The 15,366-nt window shown below is 67.7% G+C and carries 15 protein-coding genes; 8 read left to right on the top strand and 7 right to left on the bottom strand.

Translation table 11 applies throughout. The features are described from left to right. On the bottom strand, nt 1-555 hold the full coding sequence (locus P0Y59_23690) for a CAP domain-containing protein (GenBank protein WEJ99863.1): 555 nt from the start codon (nt 553-555) through the stop codon (nt 1-3). A 38-nt stretch (nt 556-593) separates the two neighbouring features. On the opposite strand from P0Y59_23690, the gene hemW reads away from it, so the two are divergent. Further along, nucleotides 594-1,754: a radical SAM family heme chaperone HemW gene (hemW, locus tag P0Y59_23685; protein WEJ99862.1), complete on the top strand. Its 1,161-nt coding sequence runs from the start codon at nt 594-596 to the stop codon at nt 1,752-1,754. A 468-nt stretch (nt 1,755-2,222) separates the two neighbouring features. Here the strand turns inward: hemW and P0Y59_23680 are convergent, their stop codons facing one another. Next, entirely contained in the window at nt 2,223-3,410 is a 1,188-nt protein-coding gene (locus P0Y59_23680; GenBank protein WEJ99861.1) for a penicillin-binding protein activator, read from the bottom strand. 10 nt (nt 3,411-3,420) lie between these two features. On the opposite strand from P0Y59_23680, the gene rsmI reads away from it, so the two are divergent. The 5 genes from rsmI (at nt 3,421) to P0Y59_23655 (ending at nt 7,155) form a co-directional block, all read left to right on the top strand. Then, nucleotides 3,421-4,254 (top strand): 16S rRNA (cytidine(1402)-2'-O)-methyltransferase, encoded by an 834-nt coding sequence (gene rsmI, locus P0Y59_23675; GenBank protein WEJ99860.1) that lies wholly within the window; start codon nt 3,421-3,423, stop codon nt 4,252-4,254. A 106-nt stretch (nt 4,255-4,360) separates the two neighbouring features. Continuing rightward, nucleotides 4,361-4,765: a YraN family protein gene (locus tag P0Y59_23670; protein WEJ99859.1), complete on the top strand. Its 405-nt coding sequence runs from the start codon at nt 4,361-4,363 to the stop codon at nt 4,763-4,765. A 58-nt stretch (nt 4,766-4,823) separates the two neighbouring features. Continuing rightward, nucleotides 4,824-5,774 (top strand): glutathione synthase, encoded by a 951-nt coding sequence (gene gshB / locus P0Y59_23665; protein ID WEJ99858.1) that lies wholly within the window; start codon nt 4,824-4,826, stop codon nt 5,772-5,774. Nucleotides 5,775-5,805: 31 nt separating this feature from the next. Then, nucleotides 5,806-6,405, top strand: coding sequence for a DedA family protein (locus tag P0Y59_23660; GenBank protein ID WEJ99857.1), 600 nt, complete (start codon nt 5,806-5,808; stop codon nt 6,403-6,405). Nucleotides 6,406-6,462: 57 nt separating this feature from the next. Then, the gene (locus P0Y59_23655; protein WEJ99856.1) at nt 6,463-7,155 is read left to right on the top strand and encodes a pentapeptide repeat-containing protein; all 693 of its coding nucleotides are present in this window, start codon (nt 6,463-6,465) and stop codon (nt 7,153-7,155) included. An 18-nt stretch (nt 7,156-7,173) separates the two neighbouring features. Here the strand turns inward: P0Y59_23655 and P0Y59_23650 are convergent, their stop codons facing one another. After that, on the bottom strand, nt 7,174-8,052 hold the full coding sequence (locus P0Y59_23650) for a tyrosine recombinase XerC (GenBank protein WEJ99855.1): 879 nt from the start codon (nt 8,050-8,052) through the stop codon (nt 7,174-7,176). Nucleotides 8,053-8,116: 64 nt separating this feature from the next. Between P0Y59_23650 and P0Y59_23645 the strand changes: the two genes are divergently transcribed. Both P0Y59_23645 and P0Y59_23640 read left to right on the top strand, forming a co-directional pair. Continuing rightward, nucleotides 8,117-10,294: a primosomal protein N' gene (locus P0Y59_23645; GenBank protein ID WEK02670.1), complete on the top strand. Its 2,178-nt coding sequence runs from the start codon at nt 8,117-8,119 to the stop codon at nt 10,292-10,294. Between the two features lie 112 nt (nt 10,295-10,406). Beyond that, entirely contained in the window at nt 10,407-11,945 is a 1,539-nt protein-coding gene (locus P0Y59_23640) for a serine protease (protein WEJ99854.1), read from the top strand. A 3-nt stretch (nt 11,946-11,948) separates the two neighbouring features. Here the strand turns inward: P0Y59_23640 and P0Y59_23635 are convergent, their stop codons facing one another. From P0Y59_23635 to P0Y59_23620, 4 genes are all read right to left on the bottom strand, one after another. After that, nucleotides 11,949-12,830, bottom strand: a complete 882-nt coding sequence (locus P0Y59_23635) for a type II CAAX endopeptidase family protein (GenBank protein WEJ99853.1) — start codon at nt 12,828-12,830, stop codon at nt 11,949-11,951. 55 nt (nt 12,831-12,885) lie between these two features. After that, nucleotides 12,886-13,356: a DUF1203 domain-containing protein gene (locus tag P0Y59_23630; protein WEJ99852.1), complete on the bottom strand. Its 471-nt coding sequence runs from the start codon at nt 13,354-13,356 to the stop codon at nt 12,886-12,888. Next, entirely contained in the window at nt 13,353-14,390 is a 1,038-nt protein-coding gene (gene ada, locus P0Y59_23625; protein ID WEJ99851.1) for a bifunctional DNA-binding transcriptional regulator/O6-methylguanine-DNA methyltransferase Ada, read from the bottom strand. The genes P0Y59_23630 and ada overlap by 4 nt, the downstream gene beginning before the upstream one ends. 69 nt (nt 14,391-14,459) lie before the next feature. Then, on the bottom strand, nt 14,460-15,263 hold the full coding sequence (locus P0Y59_23620) for an alpha/beta fold hydrolase (GenBank protein WEJ99850.1): 804 nt from the start codon (nt 15,261-15,263) through the stop codon (nt 14,460-14,462). Nucleotides 15,264-15,366: the final 103 nt, after the last annotated feature.

The raw sequence follows: 15,366 nt of genomic DNA, 5'->3' as shown, positions 1-15,366 counted from the left end.
TCAGGTCGGCATCTGGCCGACGACGTTACCCGGTGGCGTGTAACGGCAAACCAGATAATCGTCCTTCGCGTTGCTCGCCATCGCGCAACCGAACTGGGTCGTGCCGCGCCAGATGATCTGGGTGTAGTGCGCGGCGTCCTCCCAGCGGCCGGTGGTGCTGAAATCCGGCGTCACGCCGCGACGGTAATAGCGGCGTTCATCGACCCAGTGGCCCGCCATTTCCTCGTAACGATAGGCCCCGCGGGTTCCAGTCCACAGATTCTCGCCCTGACGCCCGGGACCCATGGGTTGTTCCGCATGCTCGAACTTGCCGGTGCGCGCCATCTCCCGGGCGTACCGCTCGGCATCGGCCGCCAAGGCTTGGTTCCACGCCAGCGCCGGCACGCCCGCCGCCGCGCGGGCGCTGTCATGCGCCTCGATCATTGCCTGACGCAGCAGCGCCTGACCACGCGGCGCCACGCCGGAGAAGCTGCGTTCCTCGACCACGCGCTGCGGCGGGGCGGCGGCAGAACAGCCCGTCGCGAGCAACGCCAATGTCATCAGCAGAAACCGCATCTTCCCTCGCCTCGTTCGCGGCATCATATGGGGGGCGCATGAACGATCCCCAAACGCCGCCGCTCGCGCTCTATGTCCATTGGCCGTTCTGCGTGTCGAAATGCCCCTATTGCGACTTCAACAGCCATGTCCGCGCCGAGGTCGACCAGGCCGCGTGGCGCGCCGCGTTGCTCGCCGACCTGCGCCATGAGGCCGAGCAATTGCCGGGCCGGACACTCGGCTCGATCTTCTTCGGCGGCGGCACCCCGTCGCTGATGCCCCCCGAAACGGTCGCGGCGGTGATCGAGACGGCGGAACGCGCCTGGGGCTTCGCGTCCGATGTCGAGATCACGCTTGAGGCCAACCCCTCCTCGGTCGAGGCCGCCCGCTTCGCCGATATCGCCGCGGCGGGGGTGAACCGCGTATCGCTCGGCCTCCAGGCGCTCGATGACGACGCGCTGAAGTTCCTCGGCCGCGCGCACGACCAGAGAGAGGGGCTGGCCGCGCTCGACACCGCGCAGCATGCCTTCTCCCGGGTGAGCTTCGACCTGATCTATGCCCGGCCCGATCAAAGGCTGGCCGACTGGGAGGCTGAGCTCACCCGGGCGATCGGCTTCGGCACCGAACATCTGTCGCTCTACCAACTCACCATCGAGCCCGGCACGCGCTTCGCGACCGAAGCGGCGGCGGGGCGGATCGTCATTCCCGATGGCGACAGCGCGGCCGATCTGTTCGAGGCGACGCGCGCCATCACCGCGTCGGCCGGCATCCCCGCCTATGAAATCTCCAACCATGCCCGGGCGGGTGCGGAGAGCCGGCACAACCTGACCTATTGGCGCTATAGCGACTATGCCGGGATCGGGCCCGGCGCCCATGGCCGGCGCGGCGGGCTCGCCACGGTGCGCCGCAAGAAGCCAGAGAACTGGATGAGCGCGATCGAGCGCAACCAGCACGGCGCCGAAAGCGAGGAACCGCTCGCCCCGCACACCCGCGCGACCGAGGCCCTGCTGATGGGGCTGAGACTGCGCGAAGGCGTCGACCTGGCCCGGATCGCAAGGCTGGGAGAAACCAGCGTCGATGCCCTGATCCACTGGCCCGCCGCGACCCTGCTCGAAGATCAGGGGCTATTGCTGCGGGAGGGCGATCACCTGACCGTCACCGAGGCGGGCATGCTGCTGCTCGATGCGATCCTGCCCGAGATCGTCAACGACGCAGCCTGATTTTCCACCAACAGCGCCGTTTCAGCGAGTCCGTTTTTTCTTCCGCTGTTATGTTGGATTTCAGCGTCGAATTATCGCAGCATTCTCAACGGCATAAGCACCGGTTTCCCTGTTACGGAAAAACAGCGGAAAAGCAGCGGAAAAAGGCCGGAATTTTCCGCTGCTCGTACCGGTTTTACCCCGCCCCGCCACGGGCATGCGGTCTATTGGACAGGAGCGTCGGGAACACGCCGTGCCTATCCCCTCAGGGCATGTATTCTTTTTCTTCCCCGGCGGAAGCCGGGGAAGCTGACATATTCGAAGGATATCGTTGCCGAACAAGGCCGGGGTAACGATGGGATTCCATTCGGTACGTGCGTTTCGTGGCCCGTCAACCGTCTGTCATTTCATCAACCGTGAGAAAGAGCGGACCCGCACGCAAGGTGCGCGAGTCCGTTCCATGCTGCACCGCCCGGCGGGCGGGTTGAATCAGAAGCCGGTCGGCGCCGGGGAAACCACCACGGTCGTGCCGCCACGAATCTCCTGCACCTCAAGCGCACGCTCGGCGACGCTGTCGCGGCCGAAGCGGAACGGGCCGTCGATCCCAGCGAATCCGCCCGCATCGCGCAGGCGCGCCTCGGGGAACGGGCTGCCGACCGGCCAGTCGCGCGCGATCCGCACCGTCAGCAGCACCGCGTCATAGCCAAGGCTCGACAGGCGATATGGCCCTGCCCCGAAGCGCGCGCGGTATTTGGTGGCATATTGGCGGTAGAGATTGTCCGATACGCTGGCGAACCAGGCACCGTTCAGTGTCGGCCGGGTTCCGATCGAGGTTTCCAGATTCCACTGGTCGGTGCCGAGAATATGGGCGGCGGCACCACCATTCTTGCGGATCAGCGGCGCGGCGGTGGCGGCGGTCGCCCCGCTGTCAGCGATCAGCACAGCGCCGAACGGCGAATTCTGCGCCATGCGCGTGATCGCCGAGGTGATCGATCCGGGGGCACGATCATAGGTCTGCAGCGAGCGTACCTGCCCGCCCGCGCTCTCGACCGAACGCAGGAACGCGGTGGACGCGCGCTCGCCATAGGTGCCGTTGGGGACGAGCCCGGCGAAATCGGTGACGCCGCGACCCTTGGCATAGTCGACCACGCGCTCGATCGCCTGGGCGGGGGCATAGCCCATCAGATAAGCACCGTTCCCGGCCGCGGTCACGTCGTTGGAGAAGCTGATGACCGGAACGCCAGCGCGCCGCGCGATCGGCGTCACCACGCGGACATCCTCACCCAGCAGCGGTCCGAGGATCAGCCGGTTGCCTTCGGCCAGGGCGCGCTGCGCGGCGGCGGCGGCACCGCCATTGGTGTCGTAGGTGGTGATCCGCACCTTTTCGTTCCTGCTGTCGAGCAGGGCCAGCTGGGTCGCGTTGGCGAGGCTCTGGCCGACCCCGGCATTGGTACCGGTCAGCGGCACCAGCAGCGCCACGCGGTGGCGTGCGACATCGACCGGAATGCCCGGCTGGACCTGTCCGTTATCCTGCACCGGGCGGGGCGGCGGCGGTGCCACGGGACCGGGACCGCGTGGAACGACGGCTTGACAGCCGCTCAGGATCAGCGCCCCGGCAATGATTGCTGCACGAAGAAGCTTCGCTCCCCGTTGCGGTATCGATAGGGCCTCTGTCATGACTGCTCCAATGAACGCCGAACTTGCGCCCGGTCTCTATATCGTTGCCACCCCGATCGGCAATCTTGGCGATCTGAGCCCGCGCGCCGCGCATATACTCTCGAACGCCGCCGTAGTTGCGGTCGAAGACTCGCGTGTGACGGCGGGCCTGCTTCGTCATATCGGCGTCAAACGGCCAATGACACCCTATCATGATCACAATGCGGAGCATGTCCGGCCCGGCCTGATCGCGCGGATGGGCAGCGAGGCGGTCGTCCTGGTATCCGATGCGGGCACGCCGCTGATCTCCGATCCCGGCTACAAGCTGGTGCGCGACGCGCGGGCGGCGGGGCATCTGGTGGTGACGATCCCCGGGCCGTGCGCCGCGATCGCCGCGCTGACACTGGCGGGCCTGCCCACCGACCGGTTCCTCTATTGCGGCTTCCTGCCACCCAAGGCGCAGGCGCGCGCTGCGGCGATCGCCGAGATCGGCACGGTGCGGGCGACGCTGGTGCTGTACGAATCCGGGCCCCGGCTCGGGGCAACGCTGGCAGCGCTGGCCGAAGGGCTTGGCGACCGGGAGGCAGCGGTGACCCGGGAAATCACGAAGAGATTCGAGGAGGCGGTGACCGGGACATTGTCCTCACTGGCCGCGCGCTACGCCGATGCGCCGCCCAAGGGGGAAATCGTGGTGGTGGTGGCGCCACCCGGGGAGCCCGAGGCGGCCAGCGTCGACGATGCGGAGGCGGCGCTGACCGAGGCACTGACGCGGCTGCCGATGGCGAAGGCGGTGAGCGAGGTGGCGAAGAAGCTCGGGGTGGATCGCAAGGAGCTTTATGCCCGGGCGCTGGAGATGAAGGGGTGATGGCCTCTCTTTCTTCAGCCCCTCCCCTTCAGGGGAGAGGTAGGGGGCGGGGCAGCGGCGGACGGGGCTCGATGCCCCGTTCGGTACTACGATCAGGCGCCACCCTGTGACGAAACCGGAATCCCCCACCCCAACCCCTCCCCTTAAGGCGAGGGGCTTTAGAGACCGCCGTGTCGCCGAAGCCTCGGGCCGTCGGGGCGAAAGGCTGGCCGGCTGGTGGCTCCGGCTCAAGGGCTGGCGAATCCTCGACCGGCGCGTGCGCACGCCCGCGGGCGAGGTCGATCTGGTTGCCCGGCGCGGCAACCTCATCGCGTTCGTCGAGGTGAAGATGCGCAAGACCTCCGCCGACCTGGATTTCGCGATCGACGAGCGCCGCCTGTCGCGCGTCGCGGCGGCGGCGGAATATCTGATGGCGCGCTATGCCGGACCGGGCGACGATATCCGCGTGGATGTGATCCTGCTCGCCCCCGGCACACGGCCGCGTCACATCGAGAATGCGTGGATCGGGTGACTTCCGCGCGACGCCACCCTACATCGCCGCCTCCAGGGAACGAAGAAGAGGTCCATCGATGCTCACCGTCGCCGTCCAGATGGACCCGCTCGATTCAATCAACATCGCGGGCGATTCGACCTTTGCGCTGATGCTGTCGGCGCAGGCGCGCGGTCACAGCCTGTTCCATTACACCGCCGAGGACCTGAACTATTCGGACGGACGGGTCTGGACCAGGGCGCATCCGGTGACGGTGCGGCGCGTCGCGGGCGACCATTTCACGTTCGGCGAGTCGGTCAGCCTCGATCTCGGCAAGCAGGCCGATGTCGTGCTGATGCGGCAGGACCCGCCCTTCGACCTGGGCTATATCACCGCGACCCATCTGCTCGAGCGGATCGCGCACGAGACATTGGTGGTGAACGACCCGGCCAATGTCCGTAACGCGCCGGAAAAGGTCTTCGTGCTGGATTATGCGCGCTTCATGCCGCCGACGCTGGTCACGCGGTCGCTCGACGAAGCCCGCGCCTTTCTTGCGACGCATGGCGAGATCGTGGTCAAGCCGCTGCACGGCAATGGCGGCAAGGCGATCTTCAAGGTCGGCAGCGACGGCGCGAACCTTTCCGCGCTGATCGAGGTGTTCAACACCGCGTATCGCGAGCCGCACATGATCCAGGCATTCCTTCCCGACGTGGCCAAGGGCGACAAGCGAATCGTGCTGGTCGACGGTGAAGTCGCGGGGGCGATCAACCGCGTGCCGGGGGCGGGCGAGATCAGGTCAAACCTCGCGGTCGGCGGATCGGCCGAGAAGACCGTGCTGACGCCCGAGGAGCAGGAGATCTGCGCGGTACTCGGGCCGGAACTGAAGAAGCGCGGGCTGCTGTTCGTCGGCATCGACGTGATCGGCGGCAAGTGGCTGACCGAGATCAACGTCACCTCGCCCACCGGGATCGTCGCGATCGAGCGGTTCGACGGGACCGACGTGGCGGGGCTGATCTGGGAGGCGATCGAGGCGAAGGTCGGGCGTGCGTAGGGCTCCCCTCCGGTAGACGAGAAGGGGATCCTTGACCGAGTTCATCATCAACCTGACCGCCTGGGGCGGTTATTTCGGCATCTTCCTGCTGATGGTGCTTGAGAATGTCTTCCCGCCGATCCCGTCCGAGGTGATCATGGGGCTGGGCGGCATGGCGGTCGCGCGCGGGCAGATGGATATCCTGCCGCTGCTGGTGGCGGGCACCGCCGGCACCGTTCTGGGCAACTATTTCTGGTACGCGATCGGCCGGCGCTTCGGCTATCTCGGGCTGAGGCCCTGGGTCGAGCGCTATGGCCGCTGGCTGACGGTCGACTGGCACGATGTCGAGCGGCTCCACGCCTTCTTCAAGCGGCATGGCGACTGGATCGTCTTCGTGTTCCGCTTCATGCCGACCTTCCGCACCATGGTCTCGCTGCCCGCCGGCATGACGTGCATGCCGCGCTGGCGCTTCCTGCTGTGGACGGCCGCGGGAAGCGCGATCTGGAATGCCTTCCTGACCTGGGGCGGCTATTATCTCGGCGCCAATTTCCATGAGCTCGACCGCTTCGTCGGCCCCGCGACAGTGACGATCATGGCCGGAATCGTCCTGGTCTATCTTTGGCGGTTGCTGACCTGGAAGCGCGGCCAATAGTGCCGCCACCAGCCGCGGACGTGGATTACGCTGCCTGACCGGGCTACCAGTCCTCCGATGGATGACCTGTTTTTCGACCGCACCGTTCGCGAACGGGTGATGAGACGCGCCGATGTCGAGGACCTGATTCCGTCATCGTCGCCCGCCAGCCTGATCGACTGCGACCTGGAGGAAGCCGACCTTGCCGGGCTGAACCTGTCAGGCTGGACGTTCGAGCGATGCACTCTGCGCCGGGCCGATTTCGCGGGCTCGAAACTGGAGCGCACCGCCTGGCGGTCCTGCCGCGGCGCCTTCGCCACGTTCATCGGTGCCGATCTCGGCGACGCGACCTTCGTCGCCAGCGACTTCAACAATTGCGTCCTGCGTCGATCGACCCTCACCACGGCGACATTCGAACGGTGCAAGCTGACGGGTGCCGACCTGACCGATGCCAGGGCCCTTGGTGTCCGTTTCGACGAAACCCTGCTGATCCATGCGAAGCTGCCGGGATATTCCTTCCACAAGCAGACCCTGAAGAAGATCGATTTCGCGCAGGCCGACCTGCGCAAATGCGACTTCCGCGCCGCGATCTTCGAGAATTGCAGCCTCCGCGAGGCGACCATGACGGGATCGCGCTTCGAGGGTGCCGATTTGCGCGGGGCCGACCTGGGCGGCTTGCGGCTTGTCGACGCTCATCTGTTCCGCGGCGCGACGATCTCCCGCGACCAGGCCGCCCTGCTCGTCAACGAACTGGGGCTCAACGTGCTGTGACGCCGCGGGAAGCGACCGCTATGCCCGCGGATGGGCGTTCCGGTACACATCGAGCAGATGCGCGGCATCGACCGCGGTATAGATCTGGGTCGAGCTCAGGCTGGCATGGCCGAGCAATTCCTGCAGCGCGCGCAGATCCGCCCCGCGCCCAAGCAGATGAGTCGCGAAACTATGGCGCAGCGCGTGCGGCGTGGTCCGCTCGGACAGACCCAGTCGGGTCCGCGCCGCCTGGACCGACCGGCGGATGATCCCCGGCGCCAGCGGACCGCCCTTGGCGCCCCGGAACAGCGCCGCGTCGCGCGCGATCGGCCAGGGGCAGATCCCGACATAGGTCTCGATCGCCTCGCGCACCTGCGGCAGCAGCGGCACGATCCGCGTCTTGGCGCGCTTGCCGGTGACGCTGAGCGTCGGGCCGAGCGGCAGCGCGGCACCGGTCAGCCCGGTCGCCTCGCCGATGCGCAGGCCCGCACCGTAGAGCAGCATCAGCACCGCCCAGTCTCGCGCGCCGATCCATGGCTCGGCCGCATTCTCCTCGACATCCTCAGCCAGCGCGACCGCCTCGTCCGGGGAGACGGGGCGCGGCACGCCCTTCTTGACGCGCGGGCCCTTGAGGCGCGGCGTCTCACCGCCGGCAAAGGCGAGGAAGCCGCGAACCGCGGACAATTCCCGCGCGGCCGAGGCATTGCCCAGCCCCTCGCCGCGCCGCTGCGCCAGATAGGCGCGCAGGTCAGCCGAGCTGACCTTGCCCAGCGCGGCACGATCGACCGGGCCGCCCCAATGACCCGCCAGGAAATGCAGCAGCCGGTTGGCCGTCGCCTCATAGGCGCGGATCGTATGGACCGATCGCCGCCGGTCGCGGCGGAGATGATCGGCGAATTCGGGGACGAGACCGGACATCGCCTGTCCATACCGCCAAAGCCACCGCATGCGGAAGCTTTGCGCGAAGCCGCCGAGCCGCCATATGGACCCCGTGTCCCGCACCCGCGTCCTTGTCATGAATTCAGCGCTCGGCCCGCTCGATTACCGAATCCCGCACGGGATGACGGTCGAGCCGGGGTCGATCGTCGTCGCGCCGCTCGGTCCGCGCCAGCTGATCGGCGTGGTGTGGGAGCCCGAGCATATGCCGTCCGACGCCGAGGTCGGCGACAACCGGCTGCGCAATCTGGTCGGCGTGCTGCCGGCGCCACCGCTGGGGGCGCCGCTGCGCCGGCTGATCGAATGGACCGCCAATTATTATCTCGCCCCGCCCGCGTCGGTGGCGCGCATGGCGCTTGCCTCCACCTCGGCCCTCGAAGGCGGACGGACGGTTCTGGAATATCGCGCGACCGGAGAAATACCCGACCGGCTGACCCCGCAACGCCAGCAGGCGCTTGAGCGGATCGGCGAGCGCCAGGGCCTGATCCGCGAGCTGGCGCTGGCCGCCGACGTGTCCGATGCGGTGATCCGGGGGCTGGTGAAGACCGGGGCGCTCGAGGCGGTCGAGGTCGATATCGACAGCCCGTTCCCGGTGCCCGATCCGGAGCATGGCGTGCCCGCCCTGTCACCGGACCAGCGCGCCGCGGCGCAGGCGCTGGTCGCCAATGTCGAGGCGAAGGCGTTCCAGCCGACACTGCTCGACGGCGTCACCGGATCGGGCAAGACCGAGGTCTATTTCGAGGCGGTCGCCGCCGCGATCCGGGCTGGGCGGCAAACGTTGGTGCTGCTGCCCGAGATCGCGCTGACCGAGCCGTTCCTGCAGCGGTTCGCCGCGCGCTTCGGCGTGACGCCGGTCGCCTGGCATTCCGGCCTTCGCCAGTCGCAGCGCCGCCGCGCGTGGCGAGCGATCGCCAGCGGCCAGGCGCTGGTGACGGTGGGCGCGAGGTCCTCGCTGTTCCTGCCCTATGCCAATCTCGGCCTGATCGTGGTCGACGAGGCGCACGAGACGAGCTTCAAACAGGAAGAGGGCGTGCATTATCACGCCCGCGACGTGGCGGTGATGCGCGGGCTGTTCGAGAAATGCCCGGTCATCCTCGCTTCCGCCACGCCGGCGATCGAGACGCGGCAGCAGGTCGCGCTTGGCCGCTATGCCGAGCTGAAGCTGCCGGGCCGCTGGGGCGCCGCCGAGATGCCGGCGATCGAGGCGATCGATTTGATCGCCAATCCGCCCGAGCGCGGGCGCTGGATCGCCTCAGCGATCGTCAAGGGAATCGAGGAACGGCTCGAGCGGGGCGAACAGTCGCTGCTGTTCCTCAACCGGCGCGGCTATGCCCCGCTGACCCTGTGCCGGACCTGCGGGCACCGTTTCCAATGCCCTAATTGTACCGCCTGGATGGTCGAGCACCGGCTGGTCAGCCGGCTCGCCTGCCACCATTGCGGCCATGTCGAGCCGGTGCCGCGCGCCTGCCCGGAATGCGGCAACGAGGATACGCTGGTCGCGGTCGGCCCAGGCGTGGAGCGGATCGCCGACGAGGTGCGGGCGCTGTTCCCGGCGGCGAAGACCGCCATTGTCACCTCCGACACGATCTGGTCGCCGGCGAAAGCAGCCGAATTCGTCCACCGCATGGAGGCTGGCGATATCGACATCGTGGTCGGCACGCAGCTCGTCACCAAGGGTTATCATTTCCCGAACCTGACGCTGGTCGGCGTGATCGATGCCGATCTGGGGCTGGCCGGCGGCGACCTGCGCGCGTCGGAGCGGACCTTCCAGCAGATCATGCAGGTATCCGGCCGGGCCGGGCGCGGCGAGAAGCCGGGGCACGTCTATATCCAGACTCACAGCCCCGATGCGCAGGTGATGCGCGCGCTGGTGACGGGCGATGCCGAGGCCTTCTACGACGCCGAGACCGAATCGCGCCGCGACGCGGGCGCCCCGCCCTTCGGCCGCTTCGCCGGCATCGTGGTGTCGAGCGAGGACCAGGCGGCGGCGCAGGAGATCGCGACGCTGATCGGCCGCACCGCGCCGAGGCTCGAGGCGATGGAAGTCTATGGCCCGGCCCCTGCCCCGCTGGCGATGCTGCGCGGGCGCCACCGCTTCCGCCTGCTGATCCATGCGCGGCGCGCGCTCGACGTGCAGGACGTGATCCGCGACTGGCTGGGCAAGCTCGACTGGCCGTCAAAGGTGCGGGTCGTGGTCGACGTCGATCCGTACAGCTTCCTCTAGCCGGTGACCGGCGCTGCCCGGTGGGTCGGCCGAGGGTCGGTTTTTGCGGATAGCGTCGCTCCGGCGCATATTCTCTCTGTCTTCCGCGCGGTCTTCCTGTCAGAATCCGGGCATGCCTATCGCCCCGCTTCTTCGCTCTTTCCGCTACCTGTTCGCGAGCGTGCTTCTGGCCCTGACCGTGCTTGCCGCACCGGTCCGCGCCGACGACATATCCGCCACCGGGCGCGGGGTGGTGCGCATCGTCACGGTCGCGGTGGTCGACGACCAGGTGGTCGGATTCGGCCATGGCAGCGGCTTCGCCGTGGCGCCCAACCGGATCGTGACCAACGCGCATGTCGTCGACCTCGCCAAGCGCTATCCCGACAATGTCGTCATCGGCGTGGTGCCGTCCGAAGGCGCCAAGAGCTATGAGGGCAAGGTCATCGCGATCGATGCGGCGCGCGACCTGGCGCTGATCGAGTTCACCGGCACGCGGCTGCCGACGGTCGCGCTCTATACCGGGCCGGTCGACGAGGGCGCGCCGGTCACGGCGCTCGGCTATCCCGGCAATGTCGATCTCGCGACCGCGCGCTCGGCGGTCGACTATATCCATCCGCTGTCGCCGATCAGGTCCGAAGGCGTATTCTCCGGGCGGCGGACGATGTCGGGCGTCGACGTGCTGCTCCACACCGCCAACATCGCGCGGGGCAATTCGGGCGGGCCGCTGCTCGATCCGTGCGGGCGGGTGATCGGGGTGAACTCCTCCTTCGCCAAGGGCGAGGAAGGCGATGCCAGCTTCGGCTTCGCCATCGCCGATTCCGAGCTCGCGACCTTCCTGCGCAACGCGAAGCAGGAATATCCGGCCGTCGGCACGCCCTGCACCAGCATCCTCGACCGGGTGAAGCAGGACAGCGAGGCCGATGCGCGGGCGAGCGCCGCGGCGGAGGCGGCAAAGCGCGACGCCGCGGCAACGGCCGCCGCCGCCCGCGCGCAGGCGCTGGACAATGCACGCATCGCGGCCGAGCGGAACCGGGAGAACATCATGGCGCTCGCCGCAGTGCTGCTGGTGGCCGGGGCGCTGGCGATCGGCGGCGGGGGACTGCTCGAAGTGCGCCGGCGGCGGCGCGAGGCGATCTGGGCAGCCTCGGCCGGGGGCGTGCTGATGGTCGCGGCGGCCGTCACCTTCTTCCTGCGGCCGAGCGGCGAGGTGACGCTTCCGCCCGAGACCGCGCCGACCCAGGCGCCGGCGGTGTCCTCGACCGCGGCGCTGGGCAAGATGGTGTGCACCGTGGTGCCGGATCGCAGCCGGGTCGTCTCTTCCTCCATCGAGGACCTGACGATCGACTGGGGCACAGCAGGCTGCATGAACGGGCGTACCCAATATGCCGAGAATGGCAGCAAATGGGACCGGATACTGGTGCCGACCGAGGACCAGACGGTGTCGGTGCTTCAGTTCGATCCGGCGACGCGGACCTATTCGAACCAGCGCTACTTCCTGACGGCAGCGCAGATGGAGGCGCTGCGCAACATCAGGACTCAGGTGACGATCAAGACCTGCACGCCGGACGAGGCGGGACGCGCCAATCTGGCGACCCAGCAGAGTGCGATCCGCACCCTGTTGCCGCCCTATCCCAACGAGAAGATCGTCTATTCCTGCAAATCGGCTGGCTGAGCGTTACGCCCCGCGCGACCAGAAGGGCCTGACGAACCGGTCGCGGCGATGGGCCACGACCAGCAGCGCGACGCCGAAGGCAGTGCAGACGATGACCGCCGGAAGCGACGCCTCCGCGCCGAAGGAACCGCCGGTCAGCAGGTCGGAACCGCTGGTCTGCGGGATGAGCAGGCCGTCCTGCCGGAAGCCCGATACCGCGATCCCGTAGATCCCGCCCTGCGACAGGTTCCATGCCGCATGCAGCCCGATCGCAGCCCATAACCGGCGCGTCACCATGTAGAGCGCCGCAAGCATCACCCCTGCCTCGAGCGCGATGGCCGAACCGGCCAGCAGCGATGCATTGGGGTTTTTGAGGTGCAGCGCGCCAAACAACGCCGCGGACAGGATCAGGGCGATCCAGCTCCCAAGCCAGGATTCGACCAGCCGGAAGAAGATGCCGCGCAGCATGATCTCCTCGGTCACGCCCGAGGTGATCGAGATGGCGAGCACCGGCAGCAGCACGGCCGCAGGATGTTGACCGATCACCCGATAGCCGCCGAACGCAGCGATGATGCCGATGACGACCGAGAAAAGCAGCAGCCCGCCGAGCAGGCCCGCGCCGAGCTCCTTCGCCCAACCGGAAAGCGCGAACTCAGCCACGAACGGCCGGCGTTCGACCAGGCGGACGAAGGCGCAATAATAAGCGACGAAGATGCCCGCGACCAGGATCGCGACCAACACCGCCAACATGTCATTATGGGCATGCGGAATGGCGCGGCTGACCAGCGTCGCCGTCATCCCCGCGCCCATCATGAAGGCGATGCCGATCGTCAGCAGCACCAGGGGAAAATGGACGACGCGCCACACCAGACTGTTCGGCGGCGTGACGGGCTTGATCGGATTCATGGAAACCCCCTCGATTACCCGGGGAGCCTAGCGGGCATCATCGGACGACGCAAAATCAGGCGCGGTCGATCCTTGCCGCGAAACATCCGGGCTTCGCATTGTGCGCGTGCAGGTACGCCACCGCCGGATCGGCAAAGAAACGGTCGATCAGAACGCCCAGGTCGCGACCCTCGGTGAGGTCCGCAGCGGTCATCATGCCCCCCGCATCATAGGCGCGGACCGACAATGTCCGGGTCGCGAGCTGTTCGGGCACCTCATTCTCGAACCGCGCCGCTACGGTCATCCCCTCGCGCACGAAGATGGCGTGACGCTGGCGATAGGGGGAGTCGACCGGGAGGTGCTCGTAGTTGAGCAGCAGCACATGCTCCCCCGGCGCTGCATCCTCGAGCGAGATGCGGCAGGGAAAGCCCGGCTTCCTGGTGACGGCCATGCGGACCACGCCGAGGCCGGCCAGCGCGGCATCGTCGAAGCCGTAAAGCGGCACGAACGGCGCCGGATCAAGGCCGGTAATGGCGAAGCCGCTCACGCCACGCCCTCGCGCTTGAGCAGAACGACCTTGCGATCGAGCCCATAGGCATAGCCGCCGAGCGTGCCGTCGCTGCGCTGGGCGCGGTGACAGGGAATGACCACCGCCACCTGGTTCTGGCCGCACGCGGTGCCCGCCGCCCGCACCGCGCCGGGGCTACCGGCGATCGCGGCAAGCTCGCTGTAGCTGCGCGTCTCGCCCGCCGGGATGGCGCGAAGTGCCTGCCACACTGCTTCCTGGAAAGCCGTACCCTGCACGTCGAGCGGCAGATCGTGATGACGCTCCGGGGATTCGACGCTTGCCACCACCCGGGCAGCAAGGTCGGCGAGTGCAGCGCCGCCGGGTACGATCTCGGCCTTGGGAAAACGCAGCTTCAGCGCCTCCTCGCCTTCGTCGAACGACACGCGGCACAACCCCTTGTCGGTCGCCGCGACCAGCATCGGGCCGAGGCTGGTGTCGGCGACGGTCCAGCGGATCGTCATGCCCGCCCCGCCCTTGCGCCACGCGCTCGGCGTCATGCCAAGCCGTCTCGCTCCGCCTTCATAGAAGCGGCTGGGGGCCGAATAGCCCGCTTCGTAGATCGCCTGGGTGACGGTATCTTCCTCGATCAATGCCCTGGCCGCGCGCTGGGCCTTCAGGCCGCGGGCATAAGCGGCGGGCGTCACGCCGGTCGCGCGCTTGAACAGGCGGTGGAAATGATGCGGGGCATAGCCGACCCGGGCAGCGAGTTCCTCGAGCCCCATGCCATCCTCGTCCGCCTCGATCAGCGCGACAGCCTCGGCCACCGCGATGCGGTCACGGCCGACCTCGTCGGGCTTGCAGCGCAGGCAGGCACGGAATCCTGCCGCCCGCGCCTCGGCGCCGTCGCGGTAGAACAAGACATTCTCCCGCTTCGGGTGCCGCGCCGGGCAGCTCGGCTTGCAATAGATGCCGGTCGAGGTGACCGCACCGACGAAACGCCCGTCATAAGCCCGGTCGCGGCGCTCGAAAGCGGACCAGGCGGTATCGGCGTCGATGGCGAGTTGCTGTGTCATGATGGCGATATAGGCGCCGCGGCCGGCCGCTACATCCCGAGGCTTGCGGTCAAAACGAAGGCGCCTTCTTCAGGCACCCGAGCTGAGCCACTCCAGTATCTTCGATTGCGACGTGGCAAGGAAAGCAAGCTCATGTCCCGCCCCGGGGACAAGCTGGAGCCTGGCCGCGGGCTGCGCCCTGGCCAGCGCCTGGCTGTTGGCGACTGAAACCACGTCATCCGCCGTGCCGTGCAGCAGCAGGATCGGGCAGGTGACGGCGGGAAGCTTCGCGAGATTGTCGTACCGATCGCGCACCAGCAATCGGGCGGGAAAGACGGGGAAATGTTCCTGCGCAACCCGGTCCAGGCTCGCGAACCCGGAAATCAGCACCAGTCCGGCCAGCCGGTGGCGCGACGCCATTTCGGTCGCGACGCCAGAGCCAAGCGAATTGCCGACGGCGACGACCCGGCCCTGCGGTACCTCTTTCGCGGCGAGCCATGCCATCGCGGCCTCTCCGTCGCGATACAGGCCCTGCTCGTCCGGTGCCCCGGGATTGCCGCCATAGCCGCGATATTCGGGCAGCATCACGCCATAGCCGCGGGCGGAGAGCGCGCGCGTCGCATGGACGCTCGCTTCGAGATCGCTGCCATTGCCATGAAAGAAGAGCAAGGTCGGCAAGCCGGCCCGGGCGGGGCGATAAAAGGCGCGCAGCGTCAGGCCGTCGGCCGTCCTGATCCGAACATCCTCATATCCAGCCCCGGGCCCAGCAACGACCGTCTTCGGCGCTGGATAGAAGAAGTCGCGCTGGAACCAGAAGAGCAGCGCGAGCAGCACCAGATAGACAAGGAGTGCCACACCGCCGACCCAGAGGGCGATCTTGCCAACAGAGATCAACGGCCGCTCGCTCGAAAAGGTGTGAACGATGCCTGATTGGCGACACTGATATTTTGCTGGGCCAGTTCCATCCCATCATCCTCGCCAGGCGTCGGCAGGAATG

The organism is Candidatus Sphingomonas phytovorans (genome assembly GCA_029202385.1).
In the GTDB taxonomy this organism is placed as follows: Bacteria; Pseudomonadota; Alphaproteobacteria; order Sphingomonadales; family Sphingomonadaceae; genus Sphingomonas; species Sphingomonas phytovorans.
Note: the sequence above shows the minus strand (reverse complement) of the source record. Positions and strands in the feature narration are given on the sequence as shown.